This is a genomic window from Tenacibaculum sp. 190524A05c (assembly GCF_964036595.1).
Classification (GTDB): domain Bacteria; phylum Bacteroidota; class Bacteroidia; order Flavobacteriales; family Flavobacteriaceae; genus Polaribacter; species Polaribacter platacis.
On sequence record NZ_OZ038523.1, the window covers coordinates 3803568 to 3822250 of the forward strand.

23 protein-coding genes are annotated in these 18683 nt (G+C 30.4%); 17 read left to right on the plus strand and 6 right to left on the minus strand.

The genetic code is table 11. The annotated features are described in order from the left end of the window. Positions 1–5: 5 nt before the first annotated feature. The gene (locus ABNT61_RS17070) at positions 6–440 is read right to left on the minus strand and encodes a DUF4870 domain-containing protein (RefSeq protein ID WP_348709525.1); all 435 of its coding nucleotides are present in this window, start codon (positions 438–440) and stop codon (positions 6–8) included. 167 nt (positions 441–607) lie between these two features. Between ABNT61_RS17070 and ABNT61_RS17075 the strand changes: the two genes are divergently transcribed. Both ABNT61_RS17075 and ABNT61_RS17080 read left to right on the plus strand, forming a co-directional pair. Continuing rightward, complete coding sequence (locus tag ABNT61_RS17075) at positions 608–1063, plus strand: DUF4442 domain-containing protein (protein ID WP_348744097.1); 456 nt, start codon at positions 608–610, stop codon at positions 1061–1063. Between the two features lie 43 nt (positions 1064–1106). After that, positions 1107–1916 carry a TIGR00266 family protein gene (locus ABNT61_RS17080; RefSeq protein ID WP_348740533.1) on the plus strand — a complete coding sequence of 270 codons (810 nt, stop codon included), beginning with the start codon at positions 1107–1109 and terminating at the stop codon, positions 1914–1916. A gap of 80 nt (positions 1917–1996) precedes the next feature. On the opposite strand, the gene ABNT61_RS17085 is transcribed toward ABNT61_RS17080, so the two are convergent. Further along, the gene (locus ABNT61_RS17085; RefSeq protein ID WP_348722256.1) at positions 1997–3388 is read right to left on the minus strand and encodes a TlpA disulfide reductase family protein; all 1392 of its coding nucleotides are present in this window, start codon (positions 3386–3388) and stop codon (positions 1997–1999) included. A gap of 242 nt (positions 3389–3630) precedes the next feature. Here ABNT61_RS17085 and ABNT61_RS17090 point away from each other — a divergent pair, with 242 nt between their 5' ends. Next, positions 3631–4434 (plus strand): SDR family oxidoreductase, encoded by an 804-nt coding sequence (locus ABNT61_RS17090; protein ID WP_348744098.1) that lies wholly within the window; start codon positions 3631–3633, stop codon positions 4432–4434. Between the two features lie 6 nt (positions 4435–4440). Here ABNT61_RS17090 and ABNT61_RS17095 read toward each other — a convergent pair whose 3' ends face one another. Next, positions 4441–5250, minus strand: a complete 810-nt coding sequence (locus ABNT61_RS17095) for an HAD family hydrolase (RefSeq protein ID WP_348744099.1) — start codon at positions 5248–5250, stop codon at positions 4441–4443. Between the two features lie 361 nt (positions 5251–5611). On the opposite strand from ABNT61_RS17095, the gene fsa reads away from it, so the two are divergent. The 3 genes from fsa (at position 5612) to ABNT61_RS17110 (ending at position 8412) form a co-directional block, all read left to right on the plus strand. Further along, positions 5612–6265, plus strand: coding sequence for a fructose-6-phosphate aldolase (gene fsa / locus ABNT61_RS17100; protein WP_348709517.1), 654 nt, complete (start codon positions 5612–5614; stop codon positions 6263–6265). Between the two features lie 78 nt (positions 6266–6343). Next, on the plus strand, positions 6344–7996 hold the full coding sequence (gene menD, locus ABNT61_RS17105; RefSeq protein ID WP_348744100.1) for a 2-succinyl-5-enolpyruvyl-6-hydroxy-3-cyclohexene-1-carboxylic-acid synthase: 1653 nt from the start codon (positions 6344–6346) through the stop codon (positions 7994–7996). Then, complete coding sequence (locus ABNT61_RS17110) at positions 7996–8412, plus strand: DNA-binding protein (protein ID WP_348722251.1); 417 nt, start codon at positions 7996–7998, stop codon at positions 8410–8412. Before menD ends, ABNT61_RS17110 begins: the two co-directional genes overlap by 1 nt. 7 nt (positions 8413–8419) lie before the next feature. Here the strand turns inward: ABNT61_RS17110 and ABNT61_RS17115 are convergent, their stop codons facing one another. Next, positions 8420–9682 (minus strand): alpha/beta hydrolase-fold protein, encoded by a 1263-nt coding sequence (locus tag ABNT61_RS17115; RefSeq protein ID WP_348744101.1) that lies wholly within the window; start codon positions 9680–9682, stop codon positions 8420–8422. Positions 9683–9774: 92 nt separating this feature from the next. Here ABNT61_RS17115 and ABNT61_RS17120 point away from each other — a divergent pair, with 92 nt between their 5' ends. From ABNT61_RS17120 to ftsY, 11 genes are all read left to right on the plus strand, one after another. Then, the gene (locus ABNT61_RS17120) at positions 9775–10614 is read left to right on the plus strand and encodes a 1,4-dihydroxy-2-naphthoyl-CoA synthase (protein WP_348722247.1); all 840 of its coding nucleotides are present in this window, start codon (positions 9775–9777) and stop codon (positions 10612–10614) included. Between the two features lie 58 nt (positions 10615–10672). Continuing rightward, positions 10673–11542, plus strand: a complete 870-nt coding sequence (gene purU, locus ABNT61_RS17125) for a formyltetrahydrofolate deformylase (protein WP_348722245.1) — start codon at positions 10673–10675, stop codon at positions 11540–11542. 32 nt (positions 11543–11574) lie between these two features. After that, on the plus strand, positions 11575–12183 hold the full coding sequence (locus ABNT61_RS17130) for a fumarylacetoacetate hydrolase family protein (RefSeq protein WP_348744102.1): 609 nt from the start codon (positions 11575–11577) through the stop codon (positions 12181–12183). Positions 12184–12185: 2 nt separating this feature from the next. Continuing rightward, positions 12186–12506 (plus strand): hypothetical protein, encoded by a 321-nt coding sequence (locus ABNT61_RS17135; protein WP_348744103.1) that lies wholly within the window; start codon positions 12186–12188, stop codon positions 12504–12506. A gap of 3 nt (positions 12507–12509) precedes the next feature. Next, positions 12510–12818 (plus strand): hypothetical protein, encoded by a 309-nt coding sequence (locus ABNT61_RS17140; RefSeq protein WP_348744104.1) that lies wholly within the window; start codon positions 12510–12512, stop codon positions 12816–12818. 11 nt (positions 12819–12829) lie between these two features. Continuing rightward, on the plus strand, positions 12830–13156 hold the full coding sequence (locus tag ABNT61_RS17145) for a hypothetical protein (protein WP_348744105.1): 327 nt from the start codon (positions 12830–12832) through the stop codon (positions 13154–13156). Between the two features lie 3 nt (positions 13157–13159). Further along, complete coding sequence (locus tag ABNT61_RS17150) at positions 13160–14407, plus strand: competence/damage-inducible protein A (RefSeq protein ID WP_348744106.1); 1248 nt, start codon at positions 13160–13162, stop codon at positions 14405–14407. Positions 14408–14489: 82 nt separating this feature from the next. Further along, on the plus strand, positions 14490–14729 hold the full coding sequence (gene rpmB, locus ABNT61_RS17155; RefSeq protein WP_020082122.1) for a 50S ribosomal protein L28: 240 nt from the start codon (positions 14490–14492) through the stop codon (positions 14727–14729). A gap of 27 nt (positions 14730–14756) precedes the next feature. Beyond that, positions 14757–14939, plus strand: coding sequence for a 50S ribosomal protein L33 (rpmG, locus tag ABNT61_RS17160; protein ID WP_013070733.1), 183 nt, complete (start codon positions 14757–14759; stop codon positions 14937–14939). Positions 14940–14949: 10 nt separating this feature from the next. Then, complete coding sequence (locus ABNT61_RS17165) at positions 14950–15102, plus strand: DUF4295 domain-containing protein (RefSeq protein WP_086030136.1); 153 nt, start codon at positions 14950–14952, stop codon at positions 15100–15102. 181 nt (positions 15103–15283) lie between these two features. Further along, entirely contained in the window at positions 15284–16237 is a 954-nt protein-coding gene (gene ftsY, locus ABNT61_RS17170) for a signal recognition particle-docking protein FtsY (protein WP_348709503.1), read from the plus strand. A gap of 61 nt (positions 16238–16298) precedes the next feature. On the opposite strand, the gene ABNT61_RS17175 is transcribed toward ftsY, so the two are convergent. Together ABNT61_RS17175 and ABNT61_RS17180 are read right to left on the minus strand one after the other, a co-directional pair. Then, positions 16299–17687, minus strand: coding sequence for a serine hydrolase domain-containing protein (locus ABNT61_RS17175; protein WP_348744107.1), 1389 nt, complete (start codon positions 17685–17687; stop codon positions 16299–16301). Between the two features lie 122 nt (positions 17688–17809). Continuing rightward, positions 17810–18589, minus strand: coding sequence for a LytTR family DNA-binding domain-containing protein (locus ABNT61_RS17180; RefSeq protein ID WP_348744108.1), 780 nt, complete (start codon positions 18587–18589; stop codon positions 17810–17812). Between the last annotated feature and the right edge of the window lie 94 nt (positions 18590–18683).

Consider the following 18683-nt stretch of genomic DNA (forward strand, 5'->3'; position numbering starts at 1 on the left):
TTTATTTATTTTATAAATTTTATTGTAAATGGGTACTTGTACTGTTCGCCATTATTTGCTTTCATAGAAGCGATGATAACAAGAGCAATTTTAATTAATGTAACAAGCCCCACTAATGAAGCAATACCAAAGAACCCAAACAAGTCTCCACTAAAAGAAACACTATGTCCGAAATCTAAATGGTCTATTCTATTAATATTTCTAAATATATCTCCAAAAAAGAAAGAGAAGAATGACGCGCTTAAAATAAAAATGTATAAAGCAAAGCTTACATTAAAATTAACAGCTTCTTTTCCGTGTTCATCTAAAAATGTACTTCTGTCTTTTTGTGTTTGCCATAATATTAATGGTGTTATAATACTTCCTAATGGAAAGAAGTATCCGGCAAAAGATGATATGTGTATTAAAAATGCGTTGGTATTTTCGTTATTATTTCTCATAGTAAAATGATTTATATAATACTTGACTATGCAAATATATGTCTAAAAAAAGGTATTATGCAATACATAGTACTAAAATTTAACAAATTTTAACAAAATAAGATTCCTTGAATATTAGTTGTTTTGCGGTTATAAAAGCTTTAAATTGCCCGTAAATACTGGTTTTTATGAAGTTTACACCATCAAAAATTAATTTTTTCTTATTATTTAAATTGCCATCAGCTTTTTTTACAGGAATTAGTGTAAAATCGATTTCTGATAAAAAAGCAGTTGCTCATGTGAAGTTTAAATGGATCAATCAAAATCCATTTAAATCGATGTTTTGGGCGGTGCAAGGAATGGCAGCCGAGTTTACCACGGGAATTTTGGTAATGCAATCTATTGACAAGTCGAATAGGAAAATTTCTATGCTGGTTACGAATATGAATGCAACTTTTACGAAAAAGGCTGTAGGTAGAATTCATTTTGAGTGTAATCAAGGAAAAGATATAGATGCAGCTATTCAAAGAGCGGTTGAAACTGGAGAAGGACAAACCGTTATATTAACTTCTGAAGGAATAAATGAAGATGGGATTTCAGTTTCTAAATTTGAATTTGAATGGAGTTTAAAGGTTAAACCGTAACAAAAGGTAAAAGATTGAGTCTAATCAAATAAAAACTAAAATTATGTTTCTAGAACAAAGAGCAAACGAAATAGATTATCGTATTTACGGCGAAGAAATGCAATATGTAGAAATTGAATTGGATCCAGATGAAGGTGTTGTGGCAGAGAGTGGAAGTTTTATGATGATGGATACCGATGTTAAAATGAATACAATTTTCGGTGATGGATCTAATCAGGAAAAAGGATTATTAGGTAAGATCTTTTCAGCTGGTAAGAGAATACTAACAGGTGAAAGTTTATTCATGACAGTTTTTACGAATGTTGGTCATGGAAAAAAGCAAGTTTCTTTTGCTTCTCCATATCCGGGGAAAATTATTCCTATTGATTTAACTGAATACGGTGGTAAATTTATTTGTCAAAAAGATGCTTTCCTTTGTGCAGCGAAAGGAGTTTCTATAGGAATAGAGTTTTCTAAGAAATTAGGAAGAGGATTGTTCGGAGGAGAAGGATTTATGATGCAGAAAATGGAAGGAGATGGATTAGGATTTATTCATGCCGGTGGAACAATGGCAAAGAAAGTTTTAAAACCTGGTGAAGTTTTAAAAGTAGATACAGGATGTATTGTTGGTTTTACAAAGGATGTTGATTATGATATTGAATTTGTAGGAGGGATTAAGAATACCATATTTGGAGGAGAAGGATTGTTTTTTGCCACACTTCGAGGTCCAGGTACAGTTTATATACAATCGTTACCATTTAGTAGATTAGCAGGAAGAGTCTTGTCTTCAATTCCAAGAGGAGGAAAGAGTAAAGGTGAAGGCAGTATTTTGGGTGGTTTAGGAGATTTACTGGATGGAGATAATAGTTTTTAACAAGAACAGAATAGTATAAAGAATAAAAAAAGCTCAGTTTAAAACTGAGCTTTTTTTATTCTTTATAATTGAGACTTCAATTAGATTCCTACTTCATCAAAAATATCTGTTAACTTGTCTCCTTCACTTGGTCTAGGAGCATTTGCACTAACAATCTTTCCGTCAGGATCAATTAAGATAAATCTCGGTAATCCTTTAATTAAGTAATCTTTTGTAAAGTCTAATTCATCTTCCGATTTACCAGCAAATAATTGTACTCCAGTCATTTCTCTGTCAACAATTGTTTGCTTCCACTTTTCTTTTAAGCTAGACTTATCAACACTAATACTTACGAATTCAATATTCTTGTCGTGGTATTGTTGCTCAAGTCTTTTTAATAATGGAATTTCTTTTTTACAGAATCCACACCAAGTAGCCCAAATGTCAATATAGATGTATTTTCCTTTACCAACCAAATCGTCTAAAGAAGTTTTACCTCCTTCGTAGTTCTCTAAATCAGTAAATTTAGGAGAAGGCTGACCTTTAGCTGTTAATTTTAACTTATTATATAAGTCGCTAATTTCTTTTTTATTCGCAGCATTTGTAGAGTACTTCATGTACTTGTCATAAAACTCACCTAAATTTTCAGTGAACGTAATACTCTTTTGTGCGATTTTGTGAATTAAGTCATTCTTAATTAACGTGTCTACAACTTCTGTATGAACTGTAGTTAATAAAGTTAAATCAAAGTCACCATCTTCTGGTTTTCTTTTATTTGCACGCTTATCTAAGAATTCTTTCATCAACGTTCTGTAAGAGAAAGAATTTACATAATCTACAGGATTATTAAAATCAATTTTCTTAACGATATCTGATGGATAAGTACTTGATACTTCAAATTCCTCATCTCCATATAAAATTCTATGGTATGCTTGATAGTTGTTAATATTTCTTGCAAACTCGTAGTAAATATTTCTCTTTTCCTTTTCTAAATAATCTGGAGGTAACTGAGCTTCAGATGCTAAATCTTCTAATGTAGATTTATACTCATCCATCTTACTTAAAAACTCGTTTTCTTCTAAAGAGAATAACTTATTTGCGTTTCCTAAAATTAGACCGAATTTCTTATAACGTTCAGTTAAATAATTATTAATCGCTGCATTTGGTCCCTCAAAAGTTGGATCTTGAGTTCTCTTCTTAGCATCAACGATTAATTTTAAATCTTCAACTGAAGTCAAATAAACATTAATTGGACGTTTACCAATAATCAATGTATAATGACCTGGTGTTAAATTTTTAAGTGTATCAGAAAATGTTTTTGACTTTCTATCAAACTTGATCTTTTTCTCGAAGTTATAACCTTTAAGAGTTATATTTCGCTTTCTAAAATTCTGAACTTCACCAGAAATTAGAGAATAGTCTTTCGGTTTTGGTTTCTCACCACACGCGGTAAATAATAGTACACTTACAGCTAACAGAAACAATCTTTTCATGATTTTCTATATTTTGGGGTAAAATAAATTATGTTTATAAGTCTCGAAATTAGCTTATTTTTAAAAGACCTCAAAATCTTTAACGAAAAAATTTGCAAAAAAAGCTTTGTTTATAGACTTTTGAGTCCAATTTTTGACAATTTTTTGAGTTGTTTTTACATTTTTTGAAATGTTTGAGGAAAATTTATTTGGAAACAAAACAACTTTATTTTAGTCTTTTAACACTTATATCTTAACCAAACATGTCTAAAGTAATATTAATCACTGGTGCTTCCTCAGGAATAGGTAAGGCAATAGCAGAATATTTAACGAGTAAACAACATATTGTTTATGGAACGAGCAGAAAACCAGAAAAAGTTAAAGATGTTGATTTTTCAATGGTGGCTTTAGATGTGTTACATGTAGACTCTATTGATGCTGCTGTGAAAGAGGTTGTGAAAAAGGAGGGAAGAATAGATGTTCTTATTAATAATGCTGGGCGAGGATTAATGGGAGCTGTTGAAGATATACCCACAGAAGAACTAAAAGCTGGTTTTGATACGAACTTTTTTGGACCAATTGAGGTAATTAAAAAAGTGATGCCACATATGAGAAAACAAAAGAGTGGATTAATAATTAATGTAACTTCTTTAGCTGCTTATTCTGGATTACCATTTAGAGGAGCATATTCTGCAAGTAAGGGAGCGTTGGAATTATTAACAGAATCAATAAGTATGGAAGCAAAGAATTTTGGAGTTAATGTAACCAGTATTGCTCCAGGAAGTTTTGCTACTAGTATTTCTGCGGGTAGATATTATACTCCTGTACTAGAAGATTCAGCGTACAAAGAAGCTTACAGTAAGAACTTAAAAGTTTCTGACGATTATGTAGATGAAGGTTTAAATCCAATTTTAATTGCGAGACTTGTCGATAAGATTATCAATACGAAAAAACCTAAACTGCACTATAAAATTGGAGCTTTCATGGAGCGTTTTTCAGTCTTTTTAAAGAGAGCTTTACCAGATCGTGTCTATGAAAAATTAATTATGAATCATTACAAATTGTAATTTTCCTTAATTACTTTCTTTTTCATTTATTAATAACTCGAGTATTTTCTCAACTCCGAAATCATCATTACTATGAGTAGAGTAGTTCGCGGTTTGTTTTACTAAAGGATGCGCATTTTCCATGGCATAACTAAAATGAGCTTTTTTAAGCATTTCAATGTCGTTGTTATAATCACCAAATACCATTGTTTCATCCGGTGAAATATTGTATTTGTCCTGAATAAGTTCTACAGCGTAACCTTTATTGGCATTGTTTTCTGAAATATCAACCCAATGATTAGCGCTTACTTTAACTTTAAACTCACTTTCTAAATGTTGCAAGTGCGGGTATAAATGTTTTTCAGAACTGATTTCATGAAACAAAGCAATTTTATAAATCGGAGCAGTTATGCTCTCAGGAGAATCTATGCGTTCGTGATTTTTATAATATTCCGATAAAAGTTCAAGTAACTTTTCTGATGTGCTAGTTGTGTAAGCTTTGTCTTTTGTACAATAAACTGCGTTTACATTCTCTATTGTGTTCAAAGCTTTATTAATCTTTTCTAAATTTTCCTTCTGAATTTCTGTGGATAGTAAAACTTCATCATTCTTCAGAGCTAACCCTCCATTTTCAGCAACAATAAGGATGTCGTCTTTTATGGTAGATAATTTATCTAGAATTCCATATAATGGTCTTCCACTTGCAGCACAAAAAAGAATGTTATGTTCTTTTAACTTGCGAAATAAATTGAAGAATTGATCACTCACCTCATGATTGGAATTCAACAGCGTTCCATCCATATCAGTAATTACAAGTTTTACATTTGAAAGTTTCATAGTACAATAGTTAAGAATGTAAAAGTAGTTTTTTCTCTCGGTTTAACTTATATGTGTACTATTAAGTAATTCATAAGTTTTGATAGAGTGATGAGGTTTGGATTTAGAAAGTTTATATTTCGTTTTTTCCTCTTTAGGACTGCATAGGTAACAACTACAAGGTTTTCCTGTAGTTTTTAAAATATAGTTTTCTGAATTTTTGAGATTATAGTTTCTTAAACGTTTTTTGTATTTGTAGAAACCTTTTAAACGTCTTTCGAATTTATTCATAACAAATTTCAAACATTTTTGATAAGTCAAATATAAACTAATTATAAAACACTAGTTTTGCAAAATAACGCAACAGTAAAACAAAAATTAGATGAAGTTTTTTATTGATACAGCCAACTTAGATCAGATTCGTGAAGCACAAGCTTTAGGAATTTTAGACGGAGTAACTACTAATCCATCTTTAATGGCTAAAGAAGGAATAACAGGTGCAGAAAATATTAAGAATCATTATAAAGCTATTTGTGAAATAGTTGATGGTGATGTTTCTGCTGAGGTTATTGCTACAGATTTTGAAGGAATGGTTAAAGAAGGAGAAGAGTTAGCTGCTTTACATCCTCAAATTGTGGTAAAATTACCTATGATTGCTGACGGTGTAAAAGCTTGTAAATATTTTTCTGATAAAGGAATAAAAACAAATGTAACTTTAGTTTTTTCTGCAGGACAAGCATTATTAGCAGCTAAAGCTGGAGCAACTTATGTTTCTCCATTTATTGGTCGTTTGGATGATATTTCTACTGATGGATTAAACTTAATTTCTGAGATTCGTCATATTTATGATAACTATATGTTCGAAACAGAAATTTTAGCTGCTTCTGTTCGTCACACAATGCATGTGATTGATTGTGCTAAAATTGGAGCTGATGTTATGACTGGACCTTTATCTGCTATTTCAGGATTATTAAAGCATCCATTAACTGATATTGGTTTAGAGAAGTTTTTAGCTGATTATAAAAAAGGAAACTAAATTATAATCGATTTAAATATATAAGAAGTCCACACCCATAGTGTGGATTTTCTTTTTTAGTGATACTTTTGCAAACTGATGTATCCAAAAAAACAACTTGCACAATTAGTAATTTCAGCTTGTCAGTATTATAATATTGATAAGGTAGTTATTTCTCCAGGTTCAAGAAATGCTCCTTTAACTATTGGTTTTTCAAATTTAGATGAAGTAGATACTTTTAGTATAGTTGACGAAAGAGCAGCTGCTTTTTTTGCATTAGGTATTGCACAGCAAACAAAAAAGCCAGTAGCTATTGTTTGTACTTCAGGTTCGGCATTGTTGAATTATTATCCAGCAATTGCAGAGGCTTTTTATAGCAAAATTCCTTTACTAGTTATTACTGCAGATAGACCTAAACATTTGATAGATATAGGAGACGGACAAACAATTCGTCAGGAGAATGTTTTTCAAAACCATATTTTATATTCTGCTAACTTAATTGAAGAAGACAGTAAAGTTGCATATAATAAAACTGAAGTTTCAAAAGCAATTGAAGAGTGTGTTTTTAATTCGGGTCCAGTTCATATAAATGTACCTTTTAATGAACCGATTTATGAAACTGTTGAAGCAATGGAATCTTTCAGTTTTAGAAAGTATAAAGAAAAACCATCAATAAGCACTGTGAATTATGATGAGCTTTCTGAAATATGGAATGCTTCAAAAAGAAAAATAGTTTTAGTTGGAGTTTATAATAAGTGCGAAAAAACTCAAAACCTTATTAATAGATTAGCTGAAGATTCTTCTGTGTTAATTATGACAGAAACGACTTCAAATCTTTATCATGATAATTCGATCAATTCTATTGATAAATTAATTTCGAAATTATCTACTGAAGAATTTGAAGAACTTCAACCTGAATTGTTAGTAACATTCGGTGGAATGGTTGTTTCTAAAAGAATAAAACAGTTCTTAAGAAAATATCAACCCCAACATCATTGGCATATAGATGAGTATAAAGAAATGGATACTTATTTCTGTTTGTCGGAATATATTAAGGAAAAACCAGTTCAGTTTTTTGATGAATTATTTCAAAAGACATTAGTTATAGATTCTGAATATCAAGAGAACTGGATAAAAGAGAAAAGGTCTCGTAATGAAAAACATGAGGTTTTTGCTAAAAAGACTCAGTATTCAGATTTTAAGGTTACTGAAAAAGTATTGGATGCTATTCCAAATAACGCTCAAGTTCAAGTTAGTAATAGTTCTTTGATTCGATATATGCAGTTGTTTGATGTAAATTCAACTTTTAGTGTTTTTTGTAACAGAGGTACAAGCGGAATTGACGGAAGTACATCTACAGCAATTGGAGCTGCTTTTGCTTCAGATGAACCAACAACACTACTTACAGGAGATTTAAGTTTTTTCTATGATAGCAATGCATTATGGAATTCTTATATTCCTAATGATTTTAGAATAATTATAATGAATAATTCGGGAGGTGGGATTTTTAAAATCATACCTGGTCCGAAATCAACAAATGCACTCCAGTATTTTGAAACACCACATCAATTAACTGCAAATCATTTAGCAGAGATGTTTAATTTTGAATACGAGAAAGCCACTTCGTTAGAAGAATTGAAAGAAAAGTTAGAAGGTTTTTATCAGGATAGTAAAAAACCTAAAATTTTAGAGGTATTTACACCTTCAGAAATAAATGATCAAGTTTTAAAGGAATATTTTAATAGTTTATAATGGAATTAAAAGAAGGAGATAAGGTTGAGTTAATCATAGGAGTTAGAACTGCATTAGGTTATACAGTTTTAATAGAAGAAACATATGAAGGTTTATTGTATGCTAATGAAGTATTTTCTGATCTTGAAGAAGGAATGAAAACAGTTGGTTACATTAAGAAAATCAGAGAAGATGAAAAGATTGATGTTTCGTTAAGGCCTCAAGGATTTAGAAATGTTATCGATAAAGATGTAGAGATAGTTCTGAACAAACTTGAGGAAAAAGGGTTTCTACTATTAACAGACAAAAGCTCTCCTGAATCGATTAAATTTCACTTGCAATTAAGTAAAAAAGCATTCAAAAGAGCTATTGGTAGTTTGTATAAACAGAAAAAGATAGAATTAAAATCAGATAGAATTGAGTTAATTAAAAAATAAGTAACTCTTATTCGTCTTCTTTTTCTTCATCCTCTTCTTCAGGATTTTCATCGTTGTTTTCCTCTTCCTCTAAAGGTAATTCTTCAAGAGGTTGATCTTTAGGAGCATTTTTTATAGCGTTTTCAATACGAATAATGTTTTCATAAAATAATTCTGTATTAGAATCTGATAGTTCCATTTTACCATAAGCTTCTTTATAGTAGAATAAAGCTTGTTCGTAATCTTTTCCTAATTCATGATACATTCCAACGTAATATTCTCCTAAATGAGATTCTGGGTGTTTAATCATAACAAAATCACCAAGCACTCTAAGGTAATCACCATCCTGACGATCAATTACAATTCCTTCAATGGCATAAATATCTTCGAATCTAACGTTTAAATTAGTTCCGTATAAATATTCAATTTCAATATATTTTGACTCTAAGTACTTAATAGCTTCAAGTGGATCAAGATCTTTAATTTTTTCATCGTACTCTTTCTTAGAAATCCTTGGATACAACTCGAAAATTGTACTAAAAATATCCGTTGGAGCTTTTACAATTGCTGCAGGTTTATTAGGAACGTCCTTATAATCTTTAAAAGCTAAATGAAGGTTTTTAAGTTCTAATGATTCCAATCCTTTTTTAGCTTGTTCGAATAAATCTTTTCGCTCTTGTTTTTCAAAAGCATTGGAACTCATATACAAGTAAAACTGATTATCTAATTCGTCTAAACGTTTTAAATTGTATGTCGTTAACAATCGAATACTTTGATCTGTAATTCTTGGAGAAATACATACATAAGCATTAAAAATAGGTTTCTGTTCTTTTAAAAAGTGAAGTAAAAAATTAGCAGCATCACCATCTCCCACAATTGTTAAATATGGAGAGGTTTTATAGTTTGCTTCTAAGTATGGTATTAATTCACTTTTAATGTAGTTGTAAAACTTTTTACTCTGAGTTGTTAATCCACCACTTTTTCCTACCGTGGAAACATCTTTATTTCTTCCAAAATCAACATCAACACCCACTACAATTTGTTTAGGAGTTAAATCTGCTGCAGCATATATTTTCGAGTTTCCTAAATAAATATCAAATAAATAATCATTATTCAACACGATTGCTACAGGATACTTTCGAATTGTATCTGTATCATGACCTTCAGGTAAGTATAATTTTATATCGCGATCAGCATTAAACTGAATTGAACTTACTTTTTTATTATAAATTTTCTGAGCAAAAGCCACAGAATTAAGTAATAAAAAGGCTGCTAAAATTAAATTTCTCATCGATTATTTTATGTTTGGGGTTTACCTATTAAAAATGCTAAAGTATAATATACTATTTTTGTTTTTCTAAATAACGATATTTTTTTCAAATTATGATGAATATAGACTGGAAAACTGCAAAAGAGTACACCGATATCACTTATAAGAAGTGTAATGGTGTTGCTAGAATTGCATTTAACAGACCTAATGTGAGGAATGCTTTTAGACCTCATACTACTGCGGAATTACTGGATGCATTTCATGACGCTCATGAAGATACTTCAATTGGTGTAGTTTTATTATCTGCTGAAGGTCCATCAACTAAAGACGGAATTTGGAGTTTTTGTTCTGGTGGAGATCAAAAAGCCCGAGGACACCAAGGATATGTTGGTCAAGATGGTTACCACAGATTGAATATTTTAGAAGTTCAACGATTAATTCGTTTTATGCCAAAAGCAGTTATTGCTGTTGTTCCAGGTTGGGCAGTTGGTGGTGGACATAGTTTACACGTAACTTGTGATTTAACTTTAGCAAGTAAGGAACATGCCATTTTTAAACAAACAGATGCAGATGTAACGTCATTTGACGGTGGTTACGGTTCTGCTTATTTAGCTAAAATGGTTGGGCAGAAGAAAGCTAGAGAAATCTTTTTCTTAGGAAGAAATTATTCAGCTCAAGAAGCTTACGAAATGGGTATGGTAAATGCTGTTATTCCTCATGATGAATTAGAAGATACAGCTTATGAATGGGCACAAGAAATATTAGCAAAGTCTCCAACTTCAATCAAAATGTTAAAGTTTGCAATGAACTTAACAGATGATGGAATGGTTGGGCAACAAGTATTTGCTGGTGAAGCTACGCGTTTAGCTTACATGACAGATGAGGCAAAAGAAGGAAGAGATGCATTCTTAGAAAAAAGAAAGCCAAACTTTGATAAAAAATGGATTCCTTAGAGAGGAATTCATTTTTGCTATGTAAAATTATAAATTCTCCATTCTATCCAAATTTCTAATGCAATCACAAATAGTTACATTTTTAATTAAATGTCCAGACCAAAAAGGATTAGTAGCAAAGTTTACTAGTTTTTTTTATGAAGAAGGATTCAATATTGTTAGTTGTCAGCAATACGTAAATGCTATTGCAGATAGCTATTACATGAGAATTCGATTAGATGCTGAAGATGCTAATATCTCAAAGAAAGATTTAGAAGATAAGTTTTTAGTATTAGCTAATGAGTTAAATTGTACTTGGTCTGTACATTATGAAAAAGAAAAACAAAATGTAGCAATCATGGTCTCTCATACAAGTCATTGTTTATATGATTTATTAGAAAGACATCGAGAAGGTAAAATTGATTGCAATATTAGTTTAATTATTAGTAATCATAATAAGTTAAAGCCGATTGCAGATATGTTTGGTGTTCCTTATTATCATTTGCCAATAACGAAAGAAACAAAAAAAGAACAAGAAGGTCAGGTTAAAGATTTGCTTACAGAACATAATGTAGATTTGATTGTAATGGCTCGTTATATGCAAATTCTTTCTGAAGACTTTATAAATACATATCCACAAAAAATAATAAATATTCATCACTCTTTTTTACCAGCTTTTCAGGGAGCAAATCCATATCAAAGAGCTTATGAAAGAGGAGTTAAATTAATTGGTGCAACAGCTCATTATGCAACTGTTGATTTAGATGAAGGACCAATTATAGAGCAAGATGTTGAAAGAATAACTCATGAAAGTACTCCTAAAACTTTAAAAGGTATAGGAGCAGATATTGAGCGTTTAGTTTTAGCAAGAGCAGTAAAAAGTCATTTACAACATCAAATAATTGTTTCAGATAATAGAGCAATTGTATTTCCAGAATCGGGAGAATAATTTGAAACATAATTTTCTATTAAAGCATTAAAATGAAAATAATTTGTATCGGGCGCAACTATGCCAAACATATAGAAGAATTAGCCAATGAACGACCAGAGAATCCTGTGGTATTCATGAAACCTGATTCTGCAATTTTACCTAAAAGAAATCCATTCTTTATACCTCCATTTTCAAATGATGTACATTATGAAGTTGAGGTTTTGGTTAAGATTAATAAAGTAGGAAAGCATATTTCTACTAAGTTCGCTCACAAATATTACGATACAGTTGGGTTAGGAATTGATTTTACCGCACGCGATGTACAAGCAGAGTGTAAGAAAAAAGGATTACCATGGGAAAAAGCGAAAGCATTTGATGGAAGTGCTATAATCGGGGAGTTTTATCCAAAGGAGGAGTTTAATTTAGGAAATCTGTCTTTTCAATTACATAAAAACGGAGAGGTTGTTCAGGATGGAAATACAGAATCAATGCTTTGGAAGATTGATGAATTGGTAAGTTATGTTTCTCAATTTTTTACACTAAAAAAAGGAGATATTATTTTTACAGGAACTCCAGCTGGTGTTGGAAAAGTTGTGGAGAATGATTTGTTAACAGGTGTTATTGAAGGAAGAAAAGCATTTGAAATAAAAGTGAAGTAAAATTGACATTATTTTTAATTGGAATCATCGTAATTACTATAGGCTGGGCCTATTATAGTCTGGCAAAAAAATATAAAAAAAATACTATTCTTTATTCTATTGTTGGAGTTATATGTTTTTTGTTTGTAATGATTTCCTATGTTTTTATATGCGCTTTTTTAGATGGGTTTGAAGAAAAAGTGATGAATCCATATCATAAATTTATTTCTTTTATTGTTGGTGTTTTAGTTTCGTTTTTTTTACATCTACATTTAGAAAAAGAATGTAAAAAAGAAAATAATATAGAAGCGGAAAAAGCTATTGATGAAATAGGAAAAGACTAATATATGGAAGCAATAATTATAATAGGAGTGTTGTTTGTTGGATATCATTTTTTGAAGCTCTCTCAAAGATTCTTTAAAAATCCATTTATCTACATCGGTATTGGAATTTTAGTTCTTCTATTATCATATTATGTTTCAACTTTAGTAATGATTATGTTTTTGAATATTGGACTCAAATTCCCTTATTCAAATACGATTATTACTAATTGCTTCTCAATACCGTTTGCTGTATTTATATCGGGAATTACCTATAAAGGTTTTGAAAGAAAGTTTAAGAAGGATAATAAAATCAATGAAATTGGAAAAGATTAAAAATTGAACAGATGTTAGCATTAATACTATTATATTTTATTGGAAAAAAGTTTTATGAACTTGCAGATAAGTTTGAGAAAAGTAAATGGGGATATGCAGTTGCAGGAATAGCAATTTATTATGCAGGCGCTATTGGTATTGGTACAATTATAGTAATCATTTTAGAGTATTTTGAATTGTTTAATGTTGATTCAGTAAGTGATAATTTATTAGGAATCTTAATCGCTCCCTTCGGTTTTATTAGTTGTTATGTGTTATATATCATGCTAGAAAAAAAATGGGAAAAGGAAAAACCTCAGTTGGATAATATAATTGAGGAAATAGGAAACAAGGAGTAATTTATGAAAGCAGAAATTATAACTATTGGAGATGAAATTCTAATAGGTCAAATTATAGATACAAATTCACAATGGATTGGTAAGGAACTAAATAAAATTGGAGTATCAGTTTATCAGATTACTTCTATCCAAGATGAAAGGCAACACATCCTAAACGCTTTAAAAGAAGCGCAAAATAGAGTAGATGTTGTGATTATTACTGGAGGTTTAGGACCAACAAAAGACGATATTACAAAAAAGACTATTGCAGAATATTTTAACGATACAGAAATTGTTGAGTATCCAGAAGTAATAGATAATATTAAATATTTATTCAAAAAGATTAATCATCCATTTAACGAAGTTCAAAAGTATCAAGCACATTTGCCATCCAAAGCAACTTTGTTAATGAATAGGTTAGGAACTGCTCCTGGTATGTGGTTCTATGAAGACGAGACAGTTTTTGTTTCGTTACCTGGAGTTCCTTATGAAATGAGAGGTTTAATGACCTATGAAGTGCTGCCTAAAATTCAAGAACAATTCGACTTACCGTATATATTACATAAAACGATTCTAACTTATGGACAAGGAGAAAGCGTTATAGCAAGTACAATTGAAGATTTTGAGAATAATTTACCTCATAATATAAAATTAGCCTATTTACCTTCTTTTGGAAAGGTGCGTTTGCGTTTAAGTGGTAAAGATGATAATCTTGAAAATTTAAAGAGCGTCTTAAATAAAGAAGTAGAGAAACTGACAGCATTAGTCTCTGATATTTTTGTCGGTTATGAAGATGAAGGAGCAATTGAAAGTCAAGTTGGTAAATTTTTGAAGGCTCATGACCTTACTATTTGTACAGCAGAAAGTATGACAGGAGGAAAAATAGCTTCAACTTTGGTTTCAGTTCCAGGTTCTTCATCATATTTTAAAGGAGGTTTTGTGGTATATACTTCTAAGTTAAAAGAAGATCTTTTAGATGTTCCAAGTTCATTGATCGTGGAAAATACGGTAGTAAGTAAAGAAGTTGCTGAAGTGATGGCACTTAATGCAAGAAAAAAAGTGAACACAGATTTTGCAATTTCAATAACGGGGAACGCAGGACCAACAACAGATCATAATGATAAGGACGTAGGATTGGTATATATTGGTATTGCTGATAAAAATGGAGTAGAGGTGCATGAATATAACTTTGGTAAGCCAAGAGAAAAAGTAATTAATAAAACCGTTAATAAAGCTTTAGAATTGATTCTGAGAAAGAATATGAAAAATTAACGTAAATATATTTTGTTTTATATGGTTTAAAATACGTATATTTGCACCTCGTTTAGAAATAACACCAAAAACTGTCAAGAAGATGTCTAGAGTTTGTGAATTAACAGGAAAAAAAGCGATGGTAGGGAACAATGTATCTCACGCTTTAAATAGAACAAAAAGAAAATTCAACGCTAATTTAATGACTAAGCGTTTTTATATTCCGGAAGAAGATAAATGGGTAACATTAAAAGTATCTGCTTCTGCATTAAAAAATATTAATAAGAAAGGAATTTCTGCTGTAATTAAGGAGGCTCGTGAAAAAGGCTTCTTAACAAAGTAATTTCCTACTAGATAAAGATATATAGAGATGGCAAAAAAAGGAAACAGAGTTCAGGTTATTTTAGAGTGTACTGAGCACAAAGCTTCTGGTCAACCAGGAACTTCTCGTTACATCACAACAAAGAATAAAAAGAATACTCCAGATAGAATGGAATTAAAGAAATTTAATCCAATCTTGAAGAAGATGACAGTTCATAAAGAAATTAAATAATTAGTAGGTCATGGCAAAGAAATCAGTAGCAACGTTACAAACGGGTTCGAAAAGATTAACTAAGGCTATCAAAATGGTTAAGTCTCCAAAGTCTGGTGCTTACACTTTTGTTGAGGCTATTATGGATCCTACACAAGTAAATGACTTTTTAGCAAAAAAGTAATTCTTGTATACAGTTTAAAGAAAAGCTACTTTCATTCGTGAAAGTAGCTTTTTTTATATGTCAAAATACTGTAATTTTGAGGGTTAAAATCAACTACTAACTATTTTAATGACATTTTGACTGTGATTATTGAGTTGGTACGATTTTTAACAACTAACTAACCAGATATTAATTGCTGATTATGAGTTTTTTTAAAAAAATATTCTCCAAAGAAAAGAAGGAAACATTAGATAAAGGTTTAGAGAAATCTAAAGACAGTTTTTTCTCAAAACTTTCTAAAGCCGTTGCAGGAAAATCTAAAGTAGATGATGATGTTTTAGATAATTTAGAAGAGGTTTTAGTTTCTTCTGATGTTGGAGTAAATACTACACTAAAAATTATCGATAGAATCGAGGAACGTGTTGCTCGTGATAAATATTTAGGTACTGAAGAGTTAAATCAAATTTTAAGAGAAGAAATTGCAGGTTTACTTTCAGAAACAAATGTTGGAAATGAGACAGAATTTACCATTCCTGAAAATAAAAAGCCATATGTTTTAATGGTGGTTGGTGTAAATGGAGTTGGTAAAACAACTACTATTGGTAAGCTTGCTTCTCAGTTCAAGAAAAAAGGATTAAAAGTAGTTTTAGGGGCTGCAGATACATTTAGAGCAGCAGCAATTGATCAGCTGCAAGTTTGGGCGGATAGAGTAGAAGTTCCAATCGTTCGTCAAGAAATGGGATCAGATCCTGCTTCAGTTGCATTTGATACATTACAGTCAGGAGTAAATCAAGATGCAGACGTAATTATTATTGATACTGCTGGTCGTTTACATAATAAAGTAAACTTAATGAATGAGCTTTCTAAAATTAAACGTGTAATGCAAAAAGTTGTTGGAGATGCTCCTCACGATGTATTATTAGTTTTAGATGGTTCAACTGGTCAAAACGCTTTTGAACAAGCAAAACAATTTACAAAAGCTACAGAAGTTACTTCGTTAGCGGTAACAAAACTTGACGGAACAGCAAAAGGTGGAGTTGTAATTGGAATTTCTGATCAGTTTCAAATTCCAGTAAAATATATTGGAGTGGGAGAAGGAATTGATGATTTACAGGTATTTAATAAATATGAATTTGTAGATAGTTTTTTCAAATAGAAGATTCAGAAAATATAAATTAGAAAGCTCCTTAAACAAGGAGCTTTTTTTAGAATAAAGATTATCTTTTTGATTTTAAACCTGAATTAAAGTACACTAATACTGAAATCGATGCTAGTAATAAGGAAATAAGTATAATGCTATATCCACTGGTAGGATCAAATGATATTGAAGTTTGTAGTGAAACACCATTTGATTTTGGAATATAGATTATAATTCCCATTGCAATTAATATACCTAAAGCTAGGGCAATATTTGGTGTTGTTTTTCTAGATATACTTTTAGGAAATTTTGATTTTTTCCATTTCCATAATTGAAACAAGAAGAGAAGAAATAACATAAACACCATAATAGGTAAGTGTCGGTAATAGGGAAATGAGGAATTATTATAAAATCCTTTTCCTAGAAGAATGCCATATATTCCATTAATAATTTCTACATCAGGAGCTTGATTCGAATTGACTAGAACTACAATCCCTTTGTTAAGAGCAGGGACTATATACATCTGTGATTCAAAGCTCTTATTTGTGCCACCGTGATAAAAAACAGAGGAGTCATTATTCACAAACCATCCTAATCCATAAGGTAATTTTTTATTTTCTTTTCTACTAAATAGTTGTTGTATTGTTTTTGTGTTTAGTTCTGAGTTTGGGTTATTATTGTAACCGTTCATTATATGACGTAAATAAGAGGCCATATCATCCGCAGAGCTTGAAATTAAACCTGAGGGAGCTTCTTGAGGATGAAGTTCTGAATTAAATTTTAAAATAGGATAATACAGAAAATATTGGTAACTATTTATCAAATCAATATTTGTATTCGCCGAAGTTTCTGTTAATTTTAAAGGAGAAGTAATGTAAGATTGTAAACAGTCTTTAAATTTCTTTTGGGTTACTTTTTCTATTATTAATCCTAATAATCTGTAGTTTACGTTTGAATATATAAATGGTTGTTTAGGTGTGTTTCTTATCTCTAGTTTTTTTAAAGTTTTAGAGTAGTATGTTTCATAGTCAAAACTCGAGTCTGTTTTAAAAGTTCTACCCATTTCGGTTGAAATTCCTGAAGTATGACGGAGCAAATCTTCAATAGTAATCTTATCAGAAATTCTCTTGTTTTTATACTCGAACCATTTTAAATGTTTTGATACTGGATCTTGTAACTTCAGTTTCCCTTGTTTTTCCAATAAAAGTGTTAATAAAGCTGTAAACGATTTGGAAATAGAACCAACTAAATATCGATCGCCTTTTTTTGCATTTCCAAAGTGTTTTAAATAAATAGTTTTGTTTTCATCAGTTATTGCAACAGCAATACTTGGTGAGTTGTAAAAATCTCTTTTTTGTTCAATGAATTCGGTAATTTCATTTAGAGTTTCTTGAGTTAATATTTTATCCTTTTGAGCTGAAGAAAATAAAATAGTGAAAAAGAATTGTAGCAGAAAAAAGGCTCTCATAGAATCTTGCAGTTTAATAGTTGTTTTAGAAAATATTTTTGGAGTAAATGTATATGAACAACTTCTGGCAAGCAGGCTTTATATGTGATTAGTGGCGAAACTCCTTGTTTTAGGTGCGAAATTTATAATGAATCAAGGTTGACTTTATAGTTTTTTGAAACTGGAATTTCAATTTGAGTAAGTAAAATAGAATTATTCGTCTTCCAAGATCTAAAATGCATTGGATTTATAAGATGAGATCGATGAACTTGAATGAGAAAATCAAACTCATTTTGAATTTTTTTCAAAGAAGATCTTATCAATTTTGAATTCAAATTTTCCTTTTCAATAAAAAATACTTCCACATAATTTTGAGATTTTGAAATACATACTAATTCAGCTTTTTTAAGCTTCAGAATATCTAATTTGTATTCTCCTCGAACTGTTATGGTTTCATTATCAGAGTTGGTTTTATGATCTTTTTGAATGTCGTTTTTTTCTTCTTTTGGAAGATATTTAAGAGTTAGAATTCTACCAAAAATGATTATAGGTGTAAAAATTATAGCTGATTTTAATATCCCAGAAGTATATTCATCAAAAGTCCAAATACCACGTAAAAAGGGACTTTTATAATATAGGAAAGTCAATACTAAGTTTAGGAAATGAAAAACACAAATAATAAGTAATTCCAAAGCTATGTTCCATCTTTCGATTAATCGATAAATACTGTCTTGAATCATAGCAACAATAAAATAACATAGAAAGGCAATTATAGCATAGCCAAAACTTAAAAACTCCCACCAATAAAGACTATAAGAACCTCCATCAAATGGTCTTATATAATAAGTGAATATAAAAATCCAGAGACTTATAAAAATAGCTACATAGGTATGGTGTTTAATAGATGGGTTGAGCTTATTCATTTACAGTATAAAGAAAGAAGGTTTTCATAAACACAATTTTAGTAGAGATAAAAACAAATATAAATTAATAATTCAATTGACTCTATTAACTTCC